Origin of the sequence: Streptomyces sp. NPDC048420 (assembly GCF_040651535.1) — a bacterium.
GTDB lineage: Bacteria > Actinomycetota > Actinomycetes > Streptomycetales > Streptomycetaceae > Streptomyces.
Genome location: NZ_JBEZKG010000061.1, coordinates 1 through 17443 on the forward strand (window position 1 = coordinate 1; position 17443 = coordinate 17443).

General features: G+C 70.9%; 15 protein-coding genes and 1 pseudogene. All 16 read right to left on the bottom strand.

Annotated elements, in window-relative coordinates:
* On the bottom strand, window positions 1–200 hold a 200-nt coding region (locus AB0D34_RS46610; RefSeq protein ID WP_362674164.1), incomplete at its 3' end, for a transposase.
* A gap of 131 nt (window positions 201–331) precedes the next feature.
* On the bottom strand, window positions 332–613 hold the full coding sequence (locus AB0D34_RS46615) for a hypothetical protein (RefSeq protein ID WP_362674167.1): 282 nt from the start codon (window positions 611–613) through the stop codon (window positions 332–334).
* A gap of 501 nt (window positions 614–1114) precedes the next feature.
* Window positions 1115–2686 carry an ATP-binding cassette domain-containing protein gene (locus AB0D34_RS46620; protein WP_362674169.1) on the bottom strand — a complete coding sequence of 524 codons (1572 nt, stop codon included), beginning with the start codon at window positions 2684–2686 and terminating at the stop codon, window positions 1115–1117.
* Window positions 2683–3558 (bottom strand): ABC transporter permease, encoded by an 876-nt coding sequence (locus AB0D34_RS46625; RefSeq protein ID WP_362674170.1) that lies wholly within the window; start codon window positions 3556–3558, stop codon window positions 2683–2685. Before AB0D34_RS46625 ends, AB0D34_RS46620 begins: the two co-directional genes overlap by 4 nt.
* Window positions 3555–4508 (bottom strand): ABC transporter permease, encoded by a 954-nt coding sequence (locus AB0D34_RS46630; RefSeq protein ID WP_362674172.1) that lies wholly within the window; start codon window positions 4506–4508, stop codon window positions 3555–3557. The genes AB0D34_RS46625 and AB0D34_RS46630 overlap by 4 nt, the downstream gene beginning before the upstream one ends.
* Window positions 4505–6112 (bottom strand): ABC transporter substrate-binding protein, encoded by a 1608-nt coding sequence (locus tag AB0D34_RS46635; RefSeq protein WP_362674175.1) that lies wholly within the window; start codon window positions 6110–6112, stop codon window positions 4505–4507. Before AB0D34_RS46635 ends, AB0D34_RS46630 begins: the two co-directional genes overlap by 4 nt.
* Before the next feature lie 95 nt (window positions 6113–6207).
* A complete protein-coding gene (locus tag AB0D34_RS46640) occupies window positions 6208–7017 on the bottom strand; it encodes a class I SAM-dependent methyltransferase (protein WP_362674178.1) in 810 nt (269 codons plus the stop codon).
* A gap of 15 nt (window positions 7018–7032) precedes the next feature.
* Complete coding sequence (locus AB0D34_RS46645; protein ID WP_362674181.1) at window positions 7033–8295, bottom strand: MFS transporter; 1263 nt, start codon at window positions 8293–8295, stop codon at window positions 7033–7035.
* The gene (locus AB0D34_RS46650; protein ID WP_362674184.1) at window positions 8279–9340 is read right to left on the bottom strand and encodes a dipeptide epimerase; all 1062 of its coding nucleotides are present in this window, start codon (window positions 9338–9340) and stop codon (window positions 8279–8281) included. The genes AB0D34_RS46645 and AB0D34_RS46650 overlap by 17 nt, the downstream gene beginning before the upstream one ends.
* Window positions 9337–10434: a pyridoxal-phosphate dependent enzyme gene (locus AB0D34_RS46655; RefSeq protein ID WP_362674186.1), complete on the bottom strand. Its 1098-nt coding sequence runs from the start codon at window positions 10432–10434 to the stop codon at window positions 9337–9339. Before AB0D34_RS46655 ends, AB0D34_RS46650 begins: the two co-directional genes overlap by 4 nt.
* The gene (locus AB0D34_RS46660; RefSeq protein ID WP_362674187.1) at window positions 10431–11279 is read right to left on the bottom strand and encodes a DUF364 domain-containing protein; all 849 of its coding nucleotides are present in this window, start codon (window positions 11277–11279) and stop codon (window positions 10431–10433) included. Before AB0D34_RS46660 ends, AB0D34_RS46655 begins: the two co-directional genes overlap by 4 nt.
* The gene (locus AB0D34_RS46665) at window positions 11276–12532 is read right to left on the bottom strand and encodes an ATP-grasp domain-containing protein (RefSeq protein WP_362674189.1); all 1257 of its coding nucleotides are present in this window, start codon (window positions 12530–12532) and stop codon (window positions 11276–11278) included. Before AB0D34_RS46665 ends, AB0D34_RS46660 begins: the two co-directional genes overlap by 4 nt.
* 1313 nt (window positions 12533–13845) lie before the next feature.
* The gene (locus AB0D34_RS46670; protein ID WP_362674196.1) at window positions 13846–15036 is read right to left on the bottom strand and encodes a hypothetical protein; all 1191 of its coding nucleotides are present in this window, start codon (window positions 15034–15036) and stop codon (window positions 13846–13848) included.
* A 571-nt stretch (window positions 15037–15607) separates the two neighbouring features.
* A pseudogene (locus tag AB0D34_RS46675) lies at window positions 15608–15838 on the bottom strand (GNAT family N-acetyltransferase); the annotation flags it as partial.
* 69 nt (window positions 15839–15907) lie between these two features.
* Window positions 15908–16387: a GNAT family N-acetyltransferase gene (locus AB0D34_RS46680; protein ID WP_362674191.1), complete on the bottom strand. Its 480-nt coding sequence runs from the start codon at window positions 16385–16387 to the stop codon at window positions 15908–15910.
* Window positions 16384–16983: a TetR family transcriptional regulator C-terminal domain-containing protein gene (locus tag AB0D34_RS46685; protein WP_362674193.1), complete on the bottom strand. Its 600-nt coding sequence runs from the start codon at window positions 16981–16983 to the stop codon at window positions 16384–16386. The genes AB0D34_RS46680 and AB0D34_RS46685 overlap by 4 nt, the downstream gene beginning before the upstream one ends.
* Window positions 16984–17443: the final 460 nt, after the last annotated feature.

Consider the following 17443-nt stretch of genomic DNA (forward strand, 5'->3'; position numbering starts at 1 on the left):
AAGTCGTGGGGCAGATAGCGCCACTGACAGCCCGTCCGGTTCTGATAGAAGATCGCGTTCACGACCTCCCTCAGGTCGCAGGAGCCCGGGTCGCCGGTCGCCGACCGCGCCACCCGTTCCTGCTTCCACGCGGTGACCAGCGGCTCGATCAACGCCCACTGCTCGTCGGACAAGTCGGTTGCGTACGGCATCCGTTCCATGCCCGCGACCCCATCATGCACACGACACGGCACGGCGTGGAACCATCCCATCACCCACGAACGGGCGACACCACATCATCAGGAACGGGACTTAACGCCCTCTCAGGGCACGAGGCCAGTCGTAGCGCGGGTCAGGCCACCGCTCGGAGCGGCACCCGATCATCCTCGCAGTCGTAGCGGACCTTGCTCCGTGGAACACCGCCCAGCGTCCGCAGAGCGTGGACGTGCCCTTCGAAGACCGGAGCGAGCGCCCCGGCGTCGGCCCGGGCCTGCTCGTCCGGGCGGTTCAACACACGCTCCACGATTGCCAGTTCATCCCGCTCTGCCTGGACCTCCTGGAGTTGCTTGGCCAACTCCTCGGCGAGGGCGTCCAGTTCGCTCCGGCGGGCGGTGATCCACTGCCGCTCCTGCATCCCCCGCGCCCTCCCGTGTTCTCACCGCGTGCCGACCTGCTGACGGATCGTAGGCGGGGGCCGGTCGTGGGCGCAGCCGAACCCGGCATCCCGCCGGAGCCGAACCTACCCATGATCTACGCCATGGTCATCGGCCGCCGACCGGCACGAGTACCCAACTCGCCATGCACACCAGACCCGTGACCTGCGACTTCACGATGCACACCGCTCAATGGCGCGAGCGTAGCGGTGGTAGCGCTTGCAAGTGGGGCGCGATGGCCGGAAGCAGGTCGTGGAGGGTGCAGCCGGCAGCGGTCGCAGCGTTGGCTTTCCTCGTGGGGACCTCGTGCGTCCGGGTGCGGCCGCTTCGGCGCGGGCAGGGCCTGTCCGGCGGGAGTGCCGGGGCAAGTGCCGTGCCGTCTGCCTCGACTCGGCCAGTGCAACGCGCCCTGGTCACGCTCAAGGCATGGTAGCCAGGACACCGCAGCGGCCAGCCGATTGAGGTGGGGGCACGTGCGCCTGTCAGGTGCCCGTTCCGGCCGCCAGACGTGCCGTGGTTTCCATGAGCGAGACGGTGAACGGGTGCTTCGGGGTGGTCAGGATACTCTGGGCAGAGCCCTGTTCGACGAGTTCGCCGGCGTCCAGGACGGCGATGCGGTGGGCCAGGGCCGCGGTGTCCAGATCGTGGGTGATCAGTACCAGGGACAGGTCGTCGCGGTCGCGGACCAGTGTCGTGAGGATGTCGAGGATGCCCCGGCGGGTGATCGTGTCGAGGCCGGACGCGATCTCGTCGCAGATGAGGACGCGGGGGTGGGCGAGCAGGGCACGGGCGAGCGCGGCGCGCTGGAGTTCGCCACCGGAGAGCTGACCGGGCCGCCGCTGGACCAGGTCCTCCGGAAGTCCGAGGCGGGCCAGGCTGGCTCGGGCTTCCTGCGTCGCGGTGCCCGCGTCGGCGCGGCGCAGGCGGATCGCGGTGCGGGCGACCTGGTGGAGTACGGTGCGGTGTTCGTCGAAGGCGGCGCGCGCGTCCTGGAAGACGTACTGCACGGCCGCGAGGTGGGTGCGGCTGCGGTTGCGCAGGCTGTGAGGCAGCGGTGTGCCGTCGAGGACGATCTCTCCGTCGTGGTCACGGTGGAGGCCGGCGAGGCACCGGGCGAGGGTCGTCTTGCCGCTGCCGGAGCGGCCGACGACGGCCAGGCACTCGCCCGGGTACAGGTCCAGTCGGGGGGTGCGCAGCACCACGGTCCTGCCGCGTGCGCCGGCGTGGTGGCGGGCGGTGAGGTCGCGGATCCGCAGGACGGGCTGCTCGGTGCCGGTCGAACTGTCCGGTTCCGGGAACTGCGGCTGTTCACTCAGTAGTTCGCGGGTCCATTCATGCTGGGGCGCAAGCCAGACGCGTGGTGCCGGGCCCGACTCGACGACCCGGCCCGCCCGCATGACGATCACGTCGTCGGCGAGTGCCCGTACCACGTCCAGATCGTGACTGAGCAGGACGACCGCGATGCCGCGGGCCGCGACCGCCGCCAGCTGCTCGACGATGCGGCTCTTGGTCAGGGCGTCCTGGCCGGTGGTGGGCTCGTCGGCGACGATCACGCGGGCGCCGAGCAGCAGGGCCTGGGCGAGGACGACGCGTTGCTGCTGGCCGCCGGAGAGCTGATGCGGGTAGCGACCCAGCAGGGCCTCGGCGTCAGGGAGTTGGGCTTCAACGAGGGACTGCAGGACGCGTTCGCGGGCCGCCGGCCGACGCTGCCTCAGCGGTAGGTGGCGGACCTGGGCGCGCGCGATGTCGGTCAGCAGCGCGGAGATACGGCGGGCTGGATTGAGGACGGCCGCCGGGTGCTGGGGGATGTAGCCGGTCAGGCCGTGGGCCGTCAGGCGTACGTCACCGGTGACGTGGGCGCTGGGCGGGTACTCGTCGAGCAGGGCGAGGCCGGTGGTGGTCTTGCCGCTGCCGGAGGCGCCGACCAGCGCGGTGACCTTGCCGGGCAGGGCCTTGAGGCTGACTCCGTCGACGATCGCCTTGCCGTCGATCTCGACGCGCAGGTCGCGGATCTCGGCAACGGGATCCACGGTGGTCTCGTTCTCGTGGTTCACGGACGTGCTTCCTTCTCTGTCCGGCTCAGGAGAGTTCCGCACGTGGCTCCGGACGTAGCTGTGCGGGCAGGGGCGCCCTGTCTCCCGCCCTTGTCCAGCGCGGCGTCGAAGAGGAGGTTCGTGCCCATCGTCAGGCCGACGATCAGCAGGGCGGGGACGACGACGGCCCAGGGCTGGACGAACAGGCCGGTGCGGTTGCGGTCGACCATGACCGCCCAGTCGGCGGCGTCGGGCGCCACGCCGACGCCGAGGAAGGCGGCAGTGGCGACCAGGTACAGCACACCGGTCAGCCGGGTGCCGGCGTCGGCGGCCAGGGTGCGCAGCATGGAGCGGCCGACGTAGCCGACGGCTATGCGCCACCACGTCTCGCCCTGCATGCGCAGCGCCTCGACCGCGGGGCGGGCGGCGGCCTCGGTGGCGGCGGCGCGCACGAGGCGGGCCGCGTCGGGCACGTTGACCACCGCCACCAGCAGGGCCAGCCCTACGGCACCGGGGGAGAACACCGTCGCCGCCAGCAGGATCAGCAGCAACGACGGGACGGCGAGCACCACGTCCAGGGGCCGCATCAGTAGTTCCTCCAGCTGGCGGCGGTGGGTGAGCGCGCTGAACAGGCCGATGGGCAGGGCCACGAGGTAGGCCAGGGCGGTCGCGGCGAGGGCGGTCAGCACGACCGGCCGGCCGCCGTGCAGCACTTGCTGCCAGACGTCGCGGCCGACGAAGTCCGTCCCGAGCCAGTGGCCGTCCCCGAGAGTGAAGGACGCGGCCCGTGGGCCCGGTTCACCGGCGAACACAGGGCCGAGGAGGGCCAGGACGAGGGGTACCGCGATGACTCCGATGCCGAGACCGAAGCGGCCCGCACGGAAGCTCGTCACGCGGCCACCCCCGACCGGGGGGCGAGGCGATGGGCGACCAGGTCCGCGCCCAGGTTGAGGATGACGGTCAGGACACCGAAGAGGACGGCCAGACCCTGGACGACGGGTACGTCGCGCTCGGCGACGGCGTTGAGCAGGACGGTGCCGAGTCCTGGGATCACGTACAGCGCCTCCACGACAATGACGCCGCACAGCAGCCAGTCGATGGTGCGCGCGAGCTGCTGGGCGGCGGGGGCGAGGGCGTTGGGCAGGGCATGGGTGTAGCGGATGCGGGCACCGGAGATGCCGTAGCGGCGGGCCTGCGCGACGTACGGGGAGGCGAGCGCGTCGATCATGCCGGCCCGCACCAGACGCACCAGGGAGCACACGGGCCGGGCGAGCAGGACGAGGACGGGCAGGACGAGTGCGGCCGGGTGGCTGAGCAGGTCGGTGCCGTAACCGACGGCGGTCGGCGGCAGCCAGCCCAGCTGGATGGCGAGGACGGTTACCAGCAGCACGCCGAGGGCGAACTCGGGCACTGCGTACACGGCGAGCGTCACCGAGCTGACCAGCCGGTCGATCAGCCGCCCCTCGTGGCGGGCGGCCAGTACCCCCAGCCCGAAGCCGATCGGCACGAGCATCACCATGGTGAGCGCGGCCAGCAGCAGGGTGGGGCCGAAACCGTCGGCGATGTACTGGCTGACCGGGCGGCCGGAGGCCAGGGAAGTGCCGAAGTCGCCGTGCAACAGGCCAGCCGCCCAGTCGGCCATCCGCTCCACCGCGGGCCGGTCCAGCTCCATGGCCTCGCGGATGGCCTCAATGCGGGCAGGGTCGGGATGGTCCCCGGCCAGGGCGACCGCGGCGTCACCCGGCAGCGCCTCGGTGAGCGCGAAGACCAGCAGCACCACGGCCACGGTCTGCGTGACGCCGAGGAGCAGCCGCCGGGCGACGAAGGAGCGAAGTCCGCTCACGCGAGCCACACCTTGTCGAAGCGGGCCCAGTCGATGGTGTTGGCGGGCGCCTTGGTGTTAACCCCCTTCACCGTGCGGGCCGTTCCGATGATCCAGTCCGCGAAGCCCCAGATCAGGAAGCCGCCCTCGGAGTACAGGCGACGCTGCATACGCTCGTAGACGGCGGCGCGGTCGGTCTTGTCGGGGGTGGACTGCGCCTGCTGGTAGAGGGCGTCGAAGTCCTTGTGCTGCCACTTGGTGGCGTTGGTGGTGGAGTCGGTGAGCAGGCGCTGGGAGATGTGAGCCTCGATGGGCATGGCGCCGGAGCGGTAGCAGCACAGGGTGCCGCCGTCGAGAATGTCGCTCCAGTACGAGTCCTTGCTGCCCATCTTGACGTCAATGGTGACGCCCGCCTTCTTCGCCTGGTCGCGGAAGATGCTGGCGGCTTCGGTGAAGCCTGCGGCGACGGCCGAGGTGTCGAGAGTGACCTTGAGGTTCTCGGCGCCGGCATGCTTGAGCAGGGAGCGGGCCTTGTCGAGGTCCCGCTCGCGCTGGGGAAGGCCGTCGGCGTAGTACTCGTAGCCCTTGCCGAACAGGTCGTTGCCGATCTCGCCGGCGCCGGACAGGGCGCCGTCGACGAGTTCCTTGCGGTCGGCGATGAGGAAGAACGCCTGGCGCACCCGCTTGTCGTCGAAGGGGGCCCGGTCGGTCTTCATGCAGAACCCCTGCATGGCGCTGTTGCGCAGCCGCACGATCTCGATCTGTCCCTTGCCCTCGTGGGCGCGGGCGGTGGTGGGGTTGAGCTCGTGGGCGTACTCGACCTGCCCGCCGATGAGGGCGTTGACGCGGGCGGACTCCTCGTTGGCGACGACGAACTCGATCTCGTCCAGGTGCGGGGCGCCCTCCCAGTAGTCGTCATTGCGGCCAAAGACCGCTGAGCGGCCCGGGGCGAACGACACGAACCGGAATGGGCCCGAACCGATCGGCTTCTTGTCGAACACGGTGGCGTACTCGGGCACGATGTACGCGCCGAACGCGGCCAGGATATTAGGGAATTCGGCCGTCGGGCGCTTGAGTACGAATTCGACCGACCGCTCGCCGGTGGCGCGGCTGGCCTTGAGGTCGATCGGTTCCAGGGACGCCTTGGCTCTGAACGCCTGCTTCGGGTCGGCGATGCGGCGGTAACTGTAGAGGACGTCCTTCGCGGTGACCGGCTTGCCGTCGTGGAAGATGGCTTCGCGCAGGGTGACCTGCCAGCGGTCCAGAGTCTTGTTGGACTCCCACTTCTCGGCGAGGCGGGGCTGGGCGGACAGGTCGGCGCCGTAGTCGGCGAGCTTGTCGAACAACGCCTTGGCGCGGGCGACGTCGGCGAACAGGCTGGCCAGGTGCGGGTCGAGAGTCTCGCTGGCGCCGCCGCCCGCGAACGCGGCGCGCAGCCGCCCGCCCCGCTTCGGTGTGCCGTCGCCCTTGCTCTCGCCCTTGCCGGACCCAGAGTCTGAGCCGCCGCATCCGGCGAGGGCGAGTGCGCCGAGCGAGGCGGCACCGGTGGCGGCGAGGAAGCCGCGGCGGCGCAGGCCCGGGAAGCGGTCCGGGGAGGGGAGAGAGCGGGTGAGTTCGTCGGGCATGCGTGTTTCCTCACTCAGGCTGTGTGGATGTGCCGATGCGATGCCGGGGGGGGGCGGCAGTTTTTTGGGGCGACAGGACACGGAGACGGGCTCGGTCAGAAGGGCTGGGTCAGGCGGGCCACCACGTGCAGCCGGTCGGCGTCGGTGATACGGCCGGGAAGCAGCCCCTCTTGCCAGGGCGGCTCGGTCCGCGGGCCGGAACCGTCGTGGAGCTCCAGGACCTTGAAGCCGTGCACGGCCAGGAGGTGGCGCAGTTCCTGCGGGAACAGCAGCCGCCACGCGGAGCGTTGCTTGACGGGCTCTGATCCGTCGTCCGCGGTCCACACGCGTTTACGGCGCAGAAGTTGGGCCGTACGGTCGATGGTGAGGGTGGTGATGGAGCGGTAGGCGGTGCCCTGCCAGGTGAACTCGTTGACTTTGGGTGTGTCGAGCAGGTCGGTGCGGCCCAGGAAGTAGGAGCCGTTGCGCATCTCCGCGACGAGCAGTCCGCCCGGAGCCAAGGCACGGCGGCAGGAGGACAGGAAGGCGTCGAGCTGATCGTTGGTGTGGCAGTACAGCAGGGCGCTGTCCAGGCACACCACAGCGTCGAACACGTACTGCCCGAGGTCGAATCCACGCAGGTCTGCACGCACGTACTCGGGGCCGGGATGGTGGGTGCGGGCGTGCACGAGCATCGCCTCGGAGAGGTCGGCGCCGGTCACCGTACGGCCGGCGGAGTGCAGGTGTGCGGCGTCGCGGCCGGTGCCGCAGCCCACGTCCAGCACGCGCCGGCCCGCCCCGTGCCGCCGCAGGCAGTCCTCGGTCCAGCGTCCGGCCAGCCGGTCGGGGTCGGGGAAGCGGGCCTCGTACAGCTCGGGGTTGTCCGTGAGCAGGTTGTGCGCACTCGCGGTCGTCGTCGAGGTCATGTTCGGTGTCCTTCCTCAGGCGGTCGCGGGTACGGCGGGCTTCGACGGCGTCGGCAGCGATCCCAGCCGACGCAGCCAGGCCACGCCCAGCGCGGACGCGAGCCCGAACAGCGCGCAGCACGCCCACGGCAGCCAGCCGGCGTCGCCCCGCTCCCCGGTGTCCATGGCCCAGCCGACGACGGTGTTGCCGACGGCGGCGGCGATGCCCGAGACGACGTAGAAGATCCCGAAGTAGGTGCCGGTCAGCTGGAGGCGGCCGAAGCCGGGGATCAGCTCCATGACGAACGGCTGGGCGACCATCACCCCGAGATAGAGCAGCAGGGCTCCCGCCAGCACGGGCAGGGCGCGCAGCGCCGCGTCCACGGTCCCGTCCGGCCCACCGGAGCCACCGGCCACCATGGCGGGCGGCAGGAACGCCAGCGCCATCAGGCCGAGTCCGGTGGAAATCCAGCGTGCCCTGTCCCTCCGCTCCTTGAGGGCGCGGGTGATGCGCAGCTGCAGGGTGAGATTGGCGAGGGTGCCGACGAGGAAGACGAGGCCGGCCGCGCCGTCCCAGCCGGTGGCCTGCCGTGCTCCGTCGGGCAGCAGCAGGTACAGCTGGTTCTCCAGGGTGAACATGCCGACCATGGCGAGCGCGAAGGCGAGGAAGGCGCGGTTGCCGAGGACCTCGCGCCAGTCCGCGAGCACCGTGCCCTTGCTCGGTTCGACCTGCCGGGCGGGCAGGACGAGCGCCTGCGCGACGGTGAGGACCGCGAAGATCCCGGCGGCGGTCAGGGCCGACGTGCGGAAGTCCACGAGCAGCAGCGCGCTGCCCAGCAGCGGGCCGATCAGTGCCCCCGTGGTAGCGAACACGTTGAACAGGGCGAACGCCTCGGCCCTGCGCTCGTCGGCCTCCTGGGCGATATAGGCGCGTACGGCGGGGTTGAACAGCGCCCCGGCGAAGCCGCTGAGCACGGAGGCGGCGAGCAGGATGGCCAGGTTGTCGCCGAGCGCGAACAGCGCGAACCCCACCGTGCGCAGAGCACAGCCGGCGATGATCACACCCCGCGCGCCGAGCCGGTCGGAGGCCGAGCCGCCGATGATGAACAGGCCCTGCTGGCTGAGGTTGCGCGCGCCGAGCACGACACCGACGACGGCGGCGGACATGCCCAGGTTCTCGGTGAGGTGGGTGGCGAGGTAGGGGATGAGGAGGTAGAAGCCGGTGTTCACGCCGAGCTGGTTGACCAGCAGGAGCTGGACCGCGAGCGGGAAGCGGCGCATCTCACGCCACGTCTTCACGGCTCACCTCCCGCAGCGCGACGCCCAAGCCGGGCAGTCCACTTGCCCGTACGTAGCCGTCCTCGCCGCCGATGCCGGCCCACGGGTCGTGGGCGAGCAGCAGGTGTCCGTCGAGATCGGCCCAGCGGGCCCGGTCGGCGAGGTGGACGGCGGGTGCGAGGCCGAGGCTGCTGGCGGTCAGGCAGCCCAGCATCAGCTCCGTTCCGCTGCCGTCGATCAACTCGGCGATGCGCAGGGCCGCGTGCACCCCGCCGCACTTGGCGAGCTTGACGTTGACGCCCTGCACGCGTCCGGCCAGACGGCGCACGTCCTCCAGGTCCACGGCGTCCTCGTCGGCGATGACCGGCAGCGGTGAGCGTTCGGCCAGGGTGCCCAGCGCTTCGGGATCGCCGGGGGCGAGGGGCTGTTCGACGGCCTCGACACCGAGGTCGGCGAACCGGGGCAGCAGCGCCTCGGCCTGGGCCGTGGTCCAGGCACCGTTGGGGTCGAGGAGCAGCCGGGCTCGGGGCGCGGCGTCGCGGACGACGCGGACGCGTTCGACGTCGTCCTCCGGATCGGGCGCCCCCGCCTTGACCTTGATCACCTCGAAGCCGCTCGCGGCGAGACAGCGGGCCTGGGCCGCCGCGTGCGGGAGAGACGTGATGCCGATGGTGCGGGCGGTCGCGGCGACCGGGGGCTCCTCGGCACCGAGGAGCCGGTGGACGGGATGGCCCGCGCGCTTGCCGACGAGGTCGAGCAGCGCCGCCTCGACGGCGGCCGTCACGGCCGGGGTGGTGCCGTCAGCGGTCAACTCGCCCGCCCGCAGGGCCTCCAGGGCGCTCTCGGGATCGGGGAAGCGTGCGAGGTCCGTACCGGCGGCAGCGAAGAGCCCTTCAAGGGTCTCGGCGTCGAGACGGTAATAGACGCTGGTGACAGCCTCACCGTGCCCGGTGACGCCTTGGTGTTCGATGGTCAGCCACACGGCGTCGCGGGCGGCCATGGTGGAGCGGGAGATGCGCAGCGGCTCGGTGAGGTCGAGGCGTACGGTGCGCCGGCTGGCCTTCACGGGTTCCTTTCCGAAGGAGGGGCGGCCTTCAGCGGGTCGGTGACTCGAGTGCATCGGACCCAGCCGGTGGCCTCGGCCGCGTGCGGGTGCCGGATCTCCACGGGCCGGGTGGCCGCCGTGGACGGGTCGAGGCCGTGGGCGGCGGCGAAGGCGTCGTTGTAGACGGTTCCGAGGTAGCGGTGCGGTCCGTCGGGGAAGACGGTGGCGACAACAGCCCCGGGGTGGACGCGGGCGGCCCAGGCGGCGACGCGGGCGGCGGCGCCGGTGCTCCAGCCGCCGCTGACGAAGCTGCCGCGGGCGAGGCGGCGGCAGCTGTCCACGGCCTCGGCCGGGCCGACCCAGTGGACCTCGTCGAAGGCGTCGTAGGCGACGTTGCGCGGATGGATGCTGCTGCCCAGGCCACGCATCAGCCTCGGCCTGGCGGGCTGGCCGAAGATCGTGGAGCCGGTGGAGTCGACGCCGATGAGTCGCAGAGCGGGCCAGTGGCGGCGCAGCGGGCCGATGACGCCGGCACTGTGGCCGCCGGTGCCGACGCTGCACACCAGGATGTCCAGGTGGTCGAGCTGGTCGGTGAGTTCGGCGGCGAGCGAGGCGTAACCAGCGCTGTTGTCAGGGTTGTTGTACTGGTCGGGCCAGTAGGCGTCGGGCAGCACGGCGAGCAGCTCGCGCAGCCGGGCCAGCCGTGCGGCCTGCCAGCCGCCCCGGGGCGCGGGCCGGTCCACGATCTCCAGCCGCACCCCGTGCGCGCGCAGCAACTGCCGCATCGACGACTCCAGTTCGCTGTCCCCGACCAGCACGATGGGATGGCCGAGGGCCTGGCCGGCGAAGGCGAGCCCGATGCCGAGGGTGCCGGAGGTGGACTCCACCACCGGGGCGCCGGGCCGCAGCTCGCCGCGCTCACGGGCGCCCATCAGCATGGACACCGCGGCCCGGGCCTTCATGCCGCCCGCGGCGAGCCCTTCGAGTTTTGCCCAGAAACCGGGGTGCGGTTCTGGCAGACCGGCGGTGATACGCGCGACGGGCGTACGGCCGAGCAGGGTGAGCAGTTCCGGGCGGGCGGCGGGGCGTACGGCGGTTGCGGCGGTCGGGGTCACCGGGCGCCTCCCGGACCGTCGGCGCGGTAGCGGTGGACGGTGCCGGGGCCGCCGTCCAGCCAGAAGAAGGGGTACGGCTCCGCACACACGGCGCTCACCCCGTGGCCCAGGAGGCGGGGCAGCACGGCGCTGCCGGTCTGGGCGAACATCACGAGCTGCTTGCCGTGCCGCAGCGCGTGCTCCCGCAGCGGCTCGAACGTCCCGTTCCCCAGCGTCATCCCGGACACGAGCAGCGCATCACACCGGCCGGCCTCGGCCGGCGCGTCGGTGACGACCGTCTCGTCCCACTCTGTGACCCCGCCCTTGAGGTCGCTCGGAACGTAGGCCAGTTCCCGTGACCGCAGCGCCTCCAGCAGGGAGTTGACGACGCCGACCACGAGCACTGTCGCCCCTGGCGGCAGGTCCAGCAGCTCGACCACCGCCCGGGCCCGGGCCCGGGACTTCTCCAGCGATGTCCCGGCCGGCAGCGCCACGGGCCGGGCCCCGTTGTCCGGGGTGTGCGGGGTGACGTGCATCAGGTAGGCGTCGAGCGCGGCAACGCGCACCGGCAGCAGCGGATGCTCCAGCAGCCGGGCGACGTCCGCGCCGACGCAGTCCTCGACCGCGGTGTCGGGCAGCGCGCCGGGCTCGACCGCGCAACTCCCGACGGCCTCGGCCAGGCGCAGGCTGAGCACCTCGTTGCGGTAGCCCGTGCCGCGCCCGTCGTGCCGTACGGCCTGCCGCGTGGTGAAGGCCACGGCGATCCGCAGGGCGGCCGGATCAGGGCCGAGCTCGCCGGCGCGGGCTTGGGCCATGAGCGCGTCGTACGTCGTCACGCAGGTGGACGCCGAGGTGGCGGAGGTCATCGGATCACCAGACCGGACCGCAGCTCGCCGAGCAGCGCCTCGACCCGGTCGCGGGCGCCCAGCCCCTCGGCATCGCCCGCCATGACGTGCCCGAGGTACTCGTTGTTGCTGCCCGCAGCCTTCACCTGCTTGCCGGGCTCGGCGAGCTGCACCTCCAGAACGCCGGGCTTGTCCCGCAACGCGCTGCCGTCCAGGGCCTCGAGCATGCCCGCGGTCTGCGGCACTAGGAAGCCTATGGCAGCACTGCGCAGCCCGGTGTCCGTGCGCCGCAGGTCGGGTGCGCGGCCCAGGCAAACGTCCACGAAGGCCGCGGCGAGGTCGATGCCGGTGACGTGGCGGACCAACTCGGTGATGCGGTTCCCGGCGGGGCGGGGGTTGACCTCGACCACGCGCGGTCCGGCGGAGGTGAGCTTGATCTCGGTGTGCGCCACGACGCCGTCGGTCAGACCGAGCGCCTTGAGCGCGCCGAGTGCGGTCTGCTCGGCGGCCTCGGCGTCCGTGGTCGACAGGGCGGCAGGGAACATGTGGCCGGTCTCGATGAACGCGGGCGCTCCGCCGACGCTCTTGTCGGTCACGCCGATCACATGGACCGCGCCCGCGTGCGAGACGGTCTCGACGCTCACTTCCGAGCCGTCCAGGAGTTCTTCGAGCAGCACGACGGGCGGCCGCCGCTGACCGCGCGCGTTGACCGGGAAGTCGGCCAGCGCCCTTACGGCGGCAGTGAGTTGCTCCTCGTCGTCCACCCGCCGTACGTACATGCCCGCGCACAGGTCGACGGGTTTGACCACCAGCGGGTAGCCGATCTCCCGCGCCGCCCGCGCGATGTCGGCCCACTCCTCGTGGACGGCGAAGCGCGGCCCGGGCACCCCGGCGTCGGCCAGAACCCGGCGGGTGGCGTCCTTGCGGCAGGCGTTCTCCACCGCCTCGGGGCTCGACGCGGGCAGACCGAGCCGCCCGGCTATCCGCGCCACCGTCGACAGGTAGTAGTCGCAGGACGTGATCACCCCGTCGAACCCGAACACCGCGTGCAGCCGCTCGACTTCAAGCAGCAGGGCCTGTGTGTCGTTGGTGTCCGCTGTGATCACGTTGCGCGCCCCGAGCAGCGGGTGCGCCGCCCCCTCGGGCGCCGAACGTAGGTAGTGATGCAGATCGCGGGTGAGGAACGTGAACTCGTGCCCACTCTCCCGTATCGCCCGTGGCAGCAGCCTGCTCATCGAACCGACCCAGCTCTCGACCACCAGCAGATGAGCCACAGCTCCCCTTTTTCGTGCGGTGCGTTCAGACGTCAGGACAGCCCAAACGGAGTCTCCGTGAGGAGGAGGGCCCGCTGTGCCGTGGACACGTTATCGGTAATCATTTTCATTGTCAGTACCTCTGTGGGTTCACCTGGAGACCCTCTGTGACGCCACGTAAGCGCCGTCCCGCCGCTATGTGCCCTGGCGGCGACCGTCGCGACGGCCTGCCCGCCGCCCGCCTCACTCCGGGACATGGCAGACGACTGCATGGTGGGCACGCGCGTCTCCAACGGCACCTACCTCGGCGCCGGCCTGCGTTTCCCGCTGCCCGCACCGCAACGGCCGCATGGTGCTCTACGTCATCCAGAGCCGGGCGCTGCTGCGTCGGCGTGACACCTTCTTCGCGCGGAGTGCAGGCCTGTCCGGACCGCTTCGGCCTGGGCGACAGCGCGACGGCTGTGCGCCGGGCCTGCCTGCGGGTGCGCGAAGGGCTTGCCGACCGGGCCGTCAACGGCATTGGGGTGGCCGAGTTCGACCGCGCCATGTACCGGAGGCTCGGCCACACTGAATGGTGGGCGGGTCTCGCCGACGGCCTGCGCACTTACCTCCGGCGCGCCAGCCCAGACGGACTCCGCCGCCGACTTCGACAGCCCCGCCTCCCGCAACCACGAATCCGCCAATCGCATCGTCGAGTGGCATGTTGTGCGGCTGCGGTGGAACGTCCGACGCGTCCGCGGACGGGTTGAGCAGGCGCAGAAGCTGGGTGACGTCAAGGTTGAAGCCGCTGGCGGGCCCTTTGAATGTGGGTGGGTCGGCGAACTCGTGCTGCGGCGTGGTGGATGAAGGTGTCGAGGGCCGTTCGTATGGCGGCCGCGCGGGCACTCATCTCGGTCCGGTCGGCGGCGCGGTGCACGGTGTTGGCTTCGGCTCGGTGCGCGAGCCGCAGCTTGGTGCATCCGCTGGCCGAGCAGGAACGCGGCACCCCGGGCGCTGCCCTGATTCGGGCGGAATGTCGCAGATAGCGGACCTGGACAAGAGGGAGCGCGAGCGCCTGCGACGTTGAGAGAGTGATGGCCAGTCGGTCGCCGAAGGCCACACGTCAGGCGGGACGTTGACTCCTACCAGAACGGTTGACCGGTAGCCGGCCAGCTGCGCCCCCGTAACGGGCCCATCAGGGAGATCGGTGTGTCCGGCCAGGGCGCAGACGTTATGCCGGTGGCTGGGTACGTGACCGTCTCGCCCGGCAGGGCCTGGTTGGGGGCGCGTGGCCGTGGATGGGCGGGCGCCCCCAATGTGTCACGGGTCCGTCGGCGCGGGGTGTGACGGCGGGATCAGTTCGGGAGCCGTTCCATGATCCACTCGCATAGTTCGGCGGTGATCTCTGTGTGGGCGGTGGTGGTGGAGGAGCACAGGAATTCGTCCAGTTCGCTTTCCTCCGGGTCGAGTCCGTTGATCTTGACGTAGAGGTCGTCCTGGTTGCCGATGTCGCGGATGGCGACGGCGCTGACCGAGGGGACGAAGCAGACGGAGGGGTGCCGCAGGTCGGTCGTGCCGCCCTTTTCCTTCAGGGCCTTGGCGATGATTCCGTAGGAGTCGAGGGTGCCGCCGGGGGCGCCGTCGAACTCGGGGAAGTCGTCGGTCTTGACGGCCTTCGAGGCCGCCGGCAGCAGCCGCTTCAGTTCGGCGACCGTGACGCCGCTCCCGGTGGCCTGGGTGTAGAAGGTGGTGCCGGGAAAGACGGTGGCGCCGGTTGACTTCAGGGCCATCTGGCCGGGCGGGACGTTGACGCCGGTGCCGTTGCCGGTGCCGTTGGCGACAGCGATCCTGCGAGGACCCTGAGGCCAGCCGCCGATGTCTTCCAGTTTCTGCAGGAAGTCTGTGCGCAGCGGGTCCTGCCGGTTGGTGCCGTCCGCGCTGTTGTAGTGCCGGTACAGCATCTGCCGCGAGGCCGGGCTGTTGATCTGCTTGGCGAAGTCGTTCTGCTCCTGCCCCGGCAGGGTGGGGATGAAGTGGGCGAACGCCTGGATCCCGATGGGGATCACACCGCCGCGGTGCGGGGTGTCGTAGGAGAAGTACAACGCGGTCTCGTGGGCCACGTGCTCGGACTCGAGCTCGGCCAGGGCGTAGCGGGTGATGAGGCCGCCCATACTGAAGCCGCCGACGGCCAGCTGGCTGCTGTCCAGCCGCTCGTTGATGGTGCGCCGGATGGCTGCTTTCGCTGCCTCGGCGTTGGTGGGGATGGAGGCGGTGCGCTCCTGGAAGCCGAGCAGGATGACGGTCCTGCCCTGCTTGCGCAGCTTGGTGATCAGCGGGTAGTCCCGGTTGAGGCCCGCGTAGAGCACGGTCAGGTCGCTCTTGCCCAGGTTGAACCCGTCGGCCATGATGACCGGCCGGCTGACGCCGCGTGAACCCTCGCCGTAGTAGACCCACGCGAAACCGTTCGGCAGGTCCCACTTCTGGTCCGGCTCCGGCACCGGATACGGCAGGGGAGATACGGACGTGATCGGGTCCCCGAGCGTCAGCCGGCCGATCTCCTGCTCGATGTTCTGCTCTGCAGCCACAGCGATTCCCTTGTTCTTCACGCGCATGCAGCGCCCTCGGCGAAGCGAGAGCGCTGCATGCGGACGGGTGAGGAGACGTATGCCTCAACACCATCCTTCCTCCCGTTTGACGGCAAACAGGAGACTGGCGGCATCTGTCACCTATAGGACTGGTACAAACCTGAGGAGGGTTTATTTCGCTGCGCCCCGACCAGGCTGCGCCGACGGGGTACTGGCAGCAGGCCGGAAGGTACGAGTCCGGCCTACAGGACCAGGAAAGGAGCGCGAGGGAGCGAGGCGACTGATCAGAGTGCTCGTCCTCAGCCACCGAAAGGAGCGCGGCAGCCCGGAAGTGGTCTGTCTCATCTGCGGGTGGCCGGGGTCGTGTGCGGTGCGTCGGCCGTGTAGCGACCCCAGATCTTGGGCGGCAGGCTGCTGCGAGGTCACGGCGCCATGCGGCCTCGTCGGCCAGTGCTCCGGTCTCGCGGTACTGGCGGACCTGCGGCGCATCGGACAGGGCCTCGGCGGCTTCGGCGACGGGCACCGGGCGGAAGCCGAGCCGCTCCCAGATCGGTCCGGCGCTCGTGGAGAACAGGTATGCCGTACGTCCTTCCTGCGCAGCCGCTTCCGCGAGGACATGCTCGACGAGCCGCCGTGCGGCTCCGCATCCGCGAATATCGGCGCGGACGGCGACGCTGCGCAGCAGCACGCAGTGGCTCTGCCGCTCCAGGCCCGCAGCCATGGCCGGGGCGGCCGCGTCCCTGGTGAGCCAGCATTGGGTGCCGGGTGCGAGGACGTCCTGGGGTGAGAGGCCGTGGTCCGTGAGGAAGGTCGTGAGTTCCTCCCTGTCTGCCTATCGGGCTGCGGGCAGCGGCAGGGGCTTGGCGTAGCAGCAGCTGAGGGACTTGTGCTGGTACGGCGGGTAGTTGGGGATCGGGAGGTAGCCGGCCCGGGTGTACAGCGCGATGGCCTCGGGCTGGTGGATGGCCGTCTCCAGGCGCATCGCGGTGTGGCCGAGGGCGGTGGCGGTGCGCTCCGCCTCGATCAGAAGTCGGGCGGCGACGCCTCGGCCTCGGGCCTCGGGGGCGACGTACATACGCTTGAGCTCGGCCGCCGTGTCTGGCGCCGGGAAGGGCTGTACGGCGCAGCAGCCGACTGGTCGGCCGTTCACCTCGGCGAGCAGGAAGCGTATGTCGGGGTGGATGTGGGCGCCGCCGGTGCAGGGCTCGTCGGGGTAGCGGGCGGCGAGGTCGGCGTCGAGGTCGCGGATGAGCCGAAGGATCCGCTGGTCGTCGGCCGCTACGGCGGTGATGGCCGGGGCAGAGGTGGTCACGTGCTGTGGTTCCCTTCGAGGATCATGTCGAGTTGGGTCTGCAGCACGCGCCGCTGCAGGTCGGGCGGATAGGCGTCCGGGTCGGTCACGGCATTGAGGGCGAGACCGTCCAGGCAGGCGACCAGGCTGCGTACCCGGTCGTCGAGGATTTCCGGTTCCGAACGATCCGGGCAGGCTGCGCGCACCAGGCCGGCCAGGCGACGGATCCAGGAGGCGTGGCTGCGGGTGTGCTCGGCGAGCAGGGCGGGATCGTGTCGGGTGGTGAGCAGGAACTGGGACCAGACAACGGCTTCCAGGTGCCGTTCGCTGTCCAGGGGCAGTGCCTGCTCGGCGACGCCGTAGAGGGTGTCGCGGGCGCTGGCTGCAGCGGGCAGTGTGTCGATACGGGCCGCCATCCGGCGGTGCATCTCGGTACGGGCATGGGCCAGCAGCATCTTCTTGTCGGCGAAGTAGTGGGTGACCATGCCCGTGGTGCAGCGCGCGGCGGCTGCGACCGCACGCAGGGTCAGGCCCTCGAGACCGCTGTCCGAGACCACCTGCCAGACGGCCTGTGAGATGGTCTCCCGCCGTTCGTCATGGTCCACCTGCTTCGGCACCCGATCCCCTTCACATGACATCCGTTGCGTAACAGTCGTTACGTTACTGTGGCGCTCTCGCTTTTGGTAGGTGAGCTGGCTCACTGGATGCGTCCCTGGGCAGCCGAGCGTGCCCCCCCGCCTACAGGCGAAGGCCCCACCACCGGAGCAGCGGTCGGCCCAGGAGGCGTCCGGGCACGCCTGTCCTCCGGAACACCGAGGAGTGGCACAGCCGCGGTCACCGTGGTGTGTGTCGGCCCGGAACGGTGGGCGCGCTCGATGGCCTGGCCCCCCTAAGTTCCGGCAACCATGAGCAGCGCGCCCGCAGCGGCCAGGGCAGTGAGCCGTTCGCCGCCGAGCCCGATCCCGACAGCGACCGCCCAGATGGGCACCGTCACGTTGGCTGCCCGGTGGGATGATCTGCGGATTGATCAACCTGGGAAGGGTCGTCCGTGGGGAGCGCGTCGCTGTCGTACAAGGG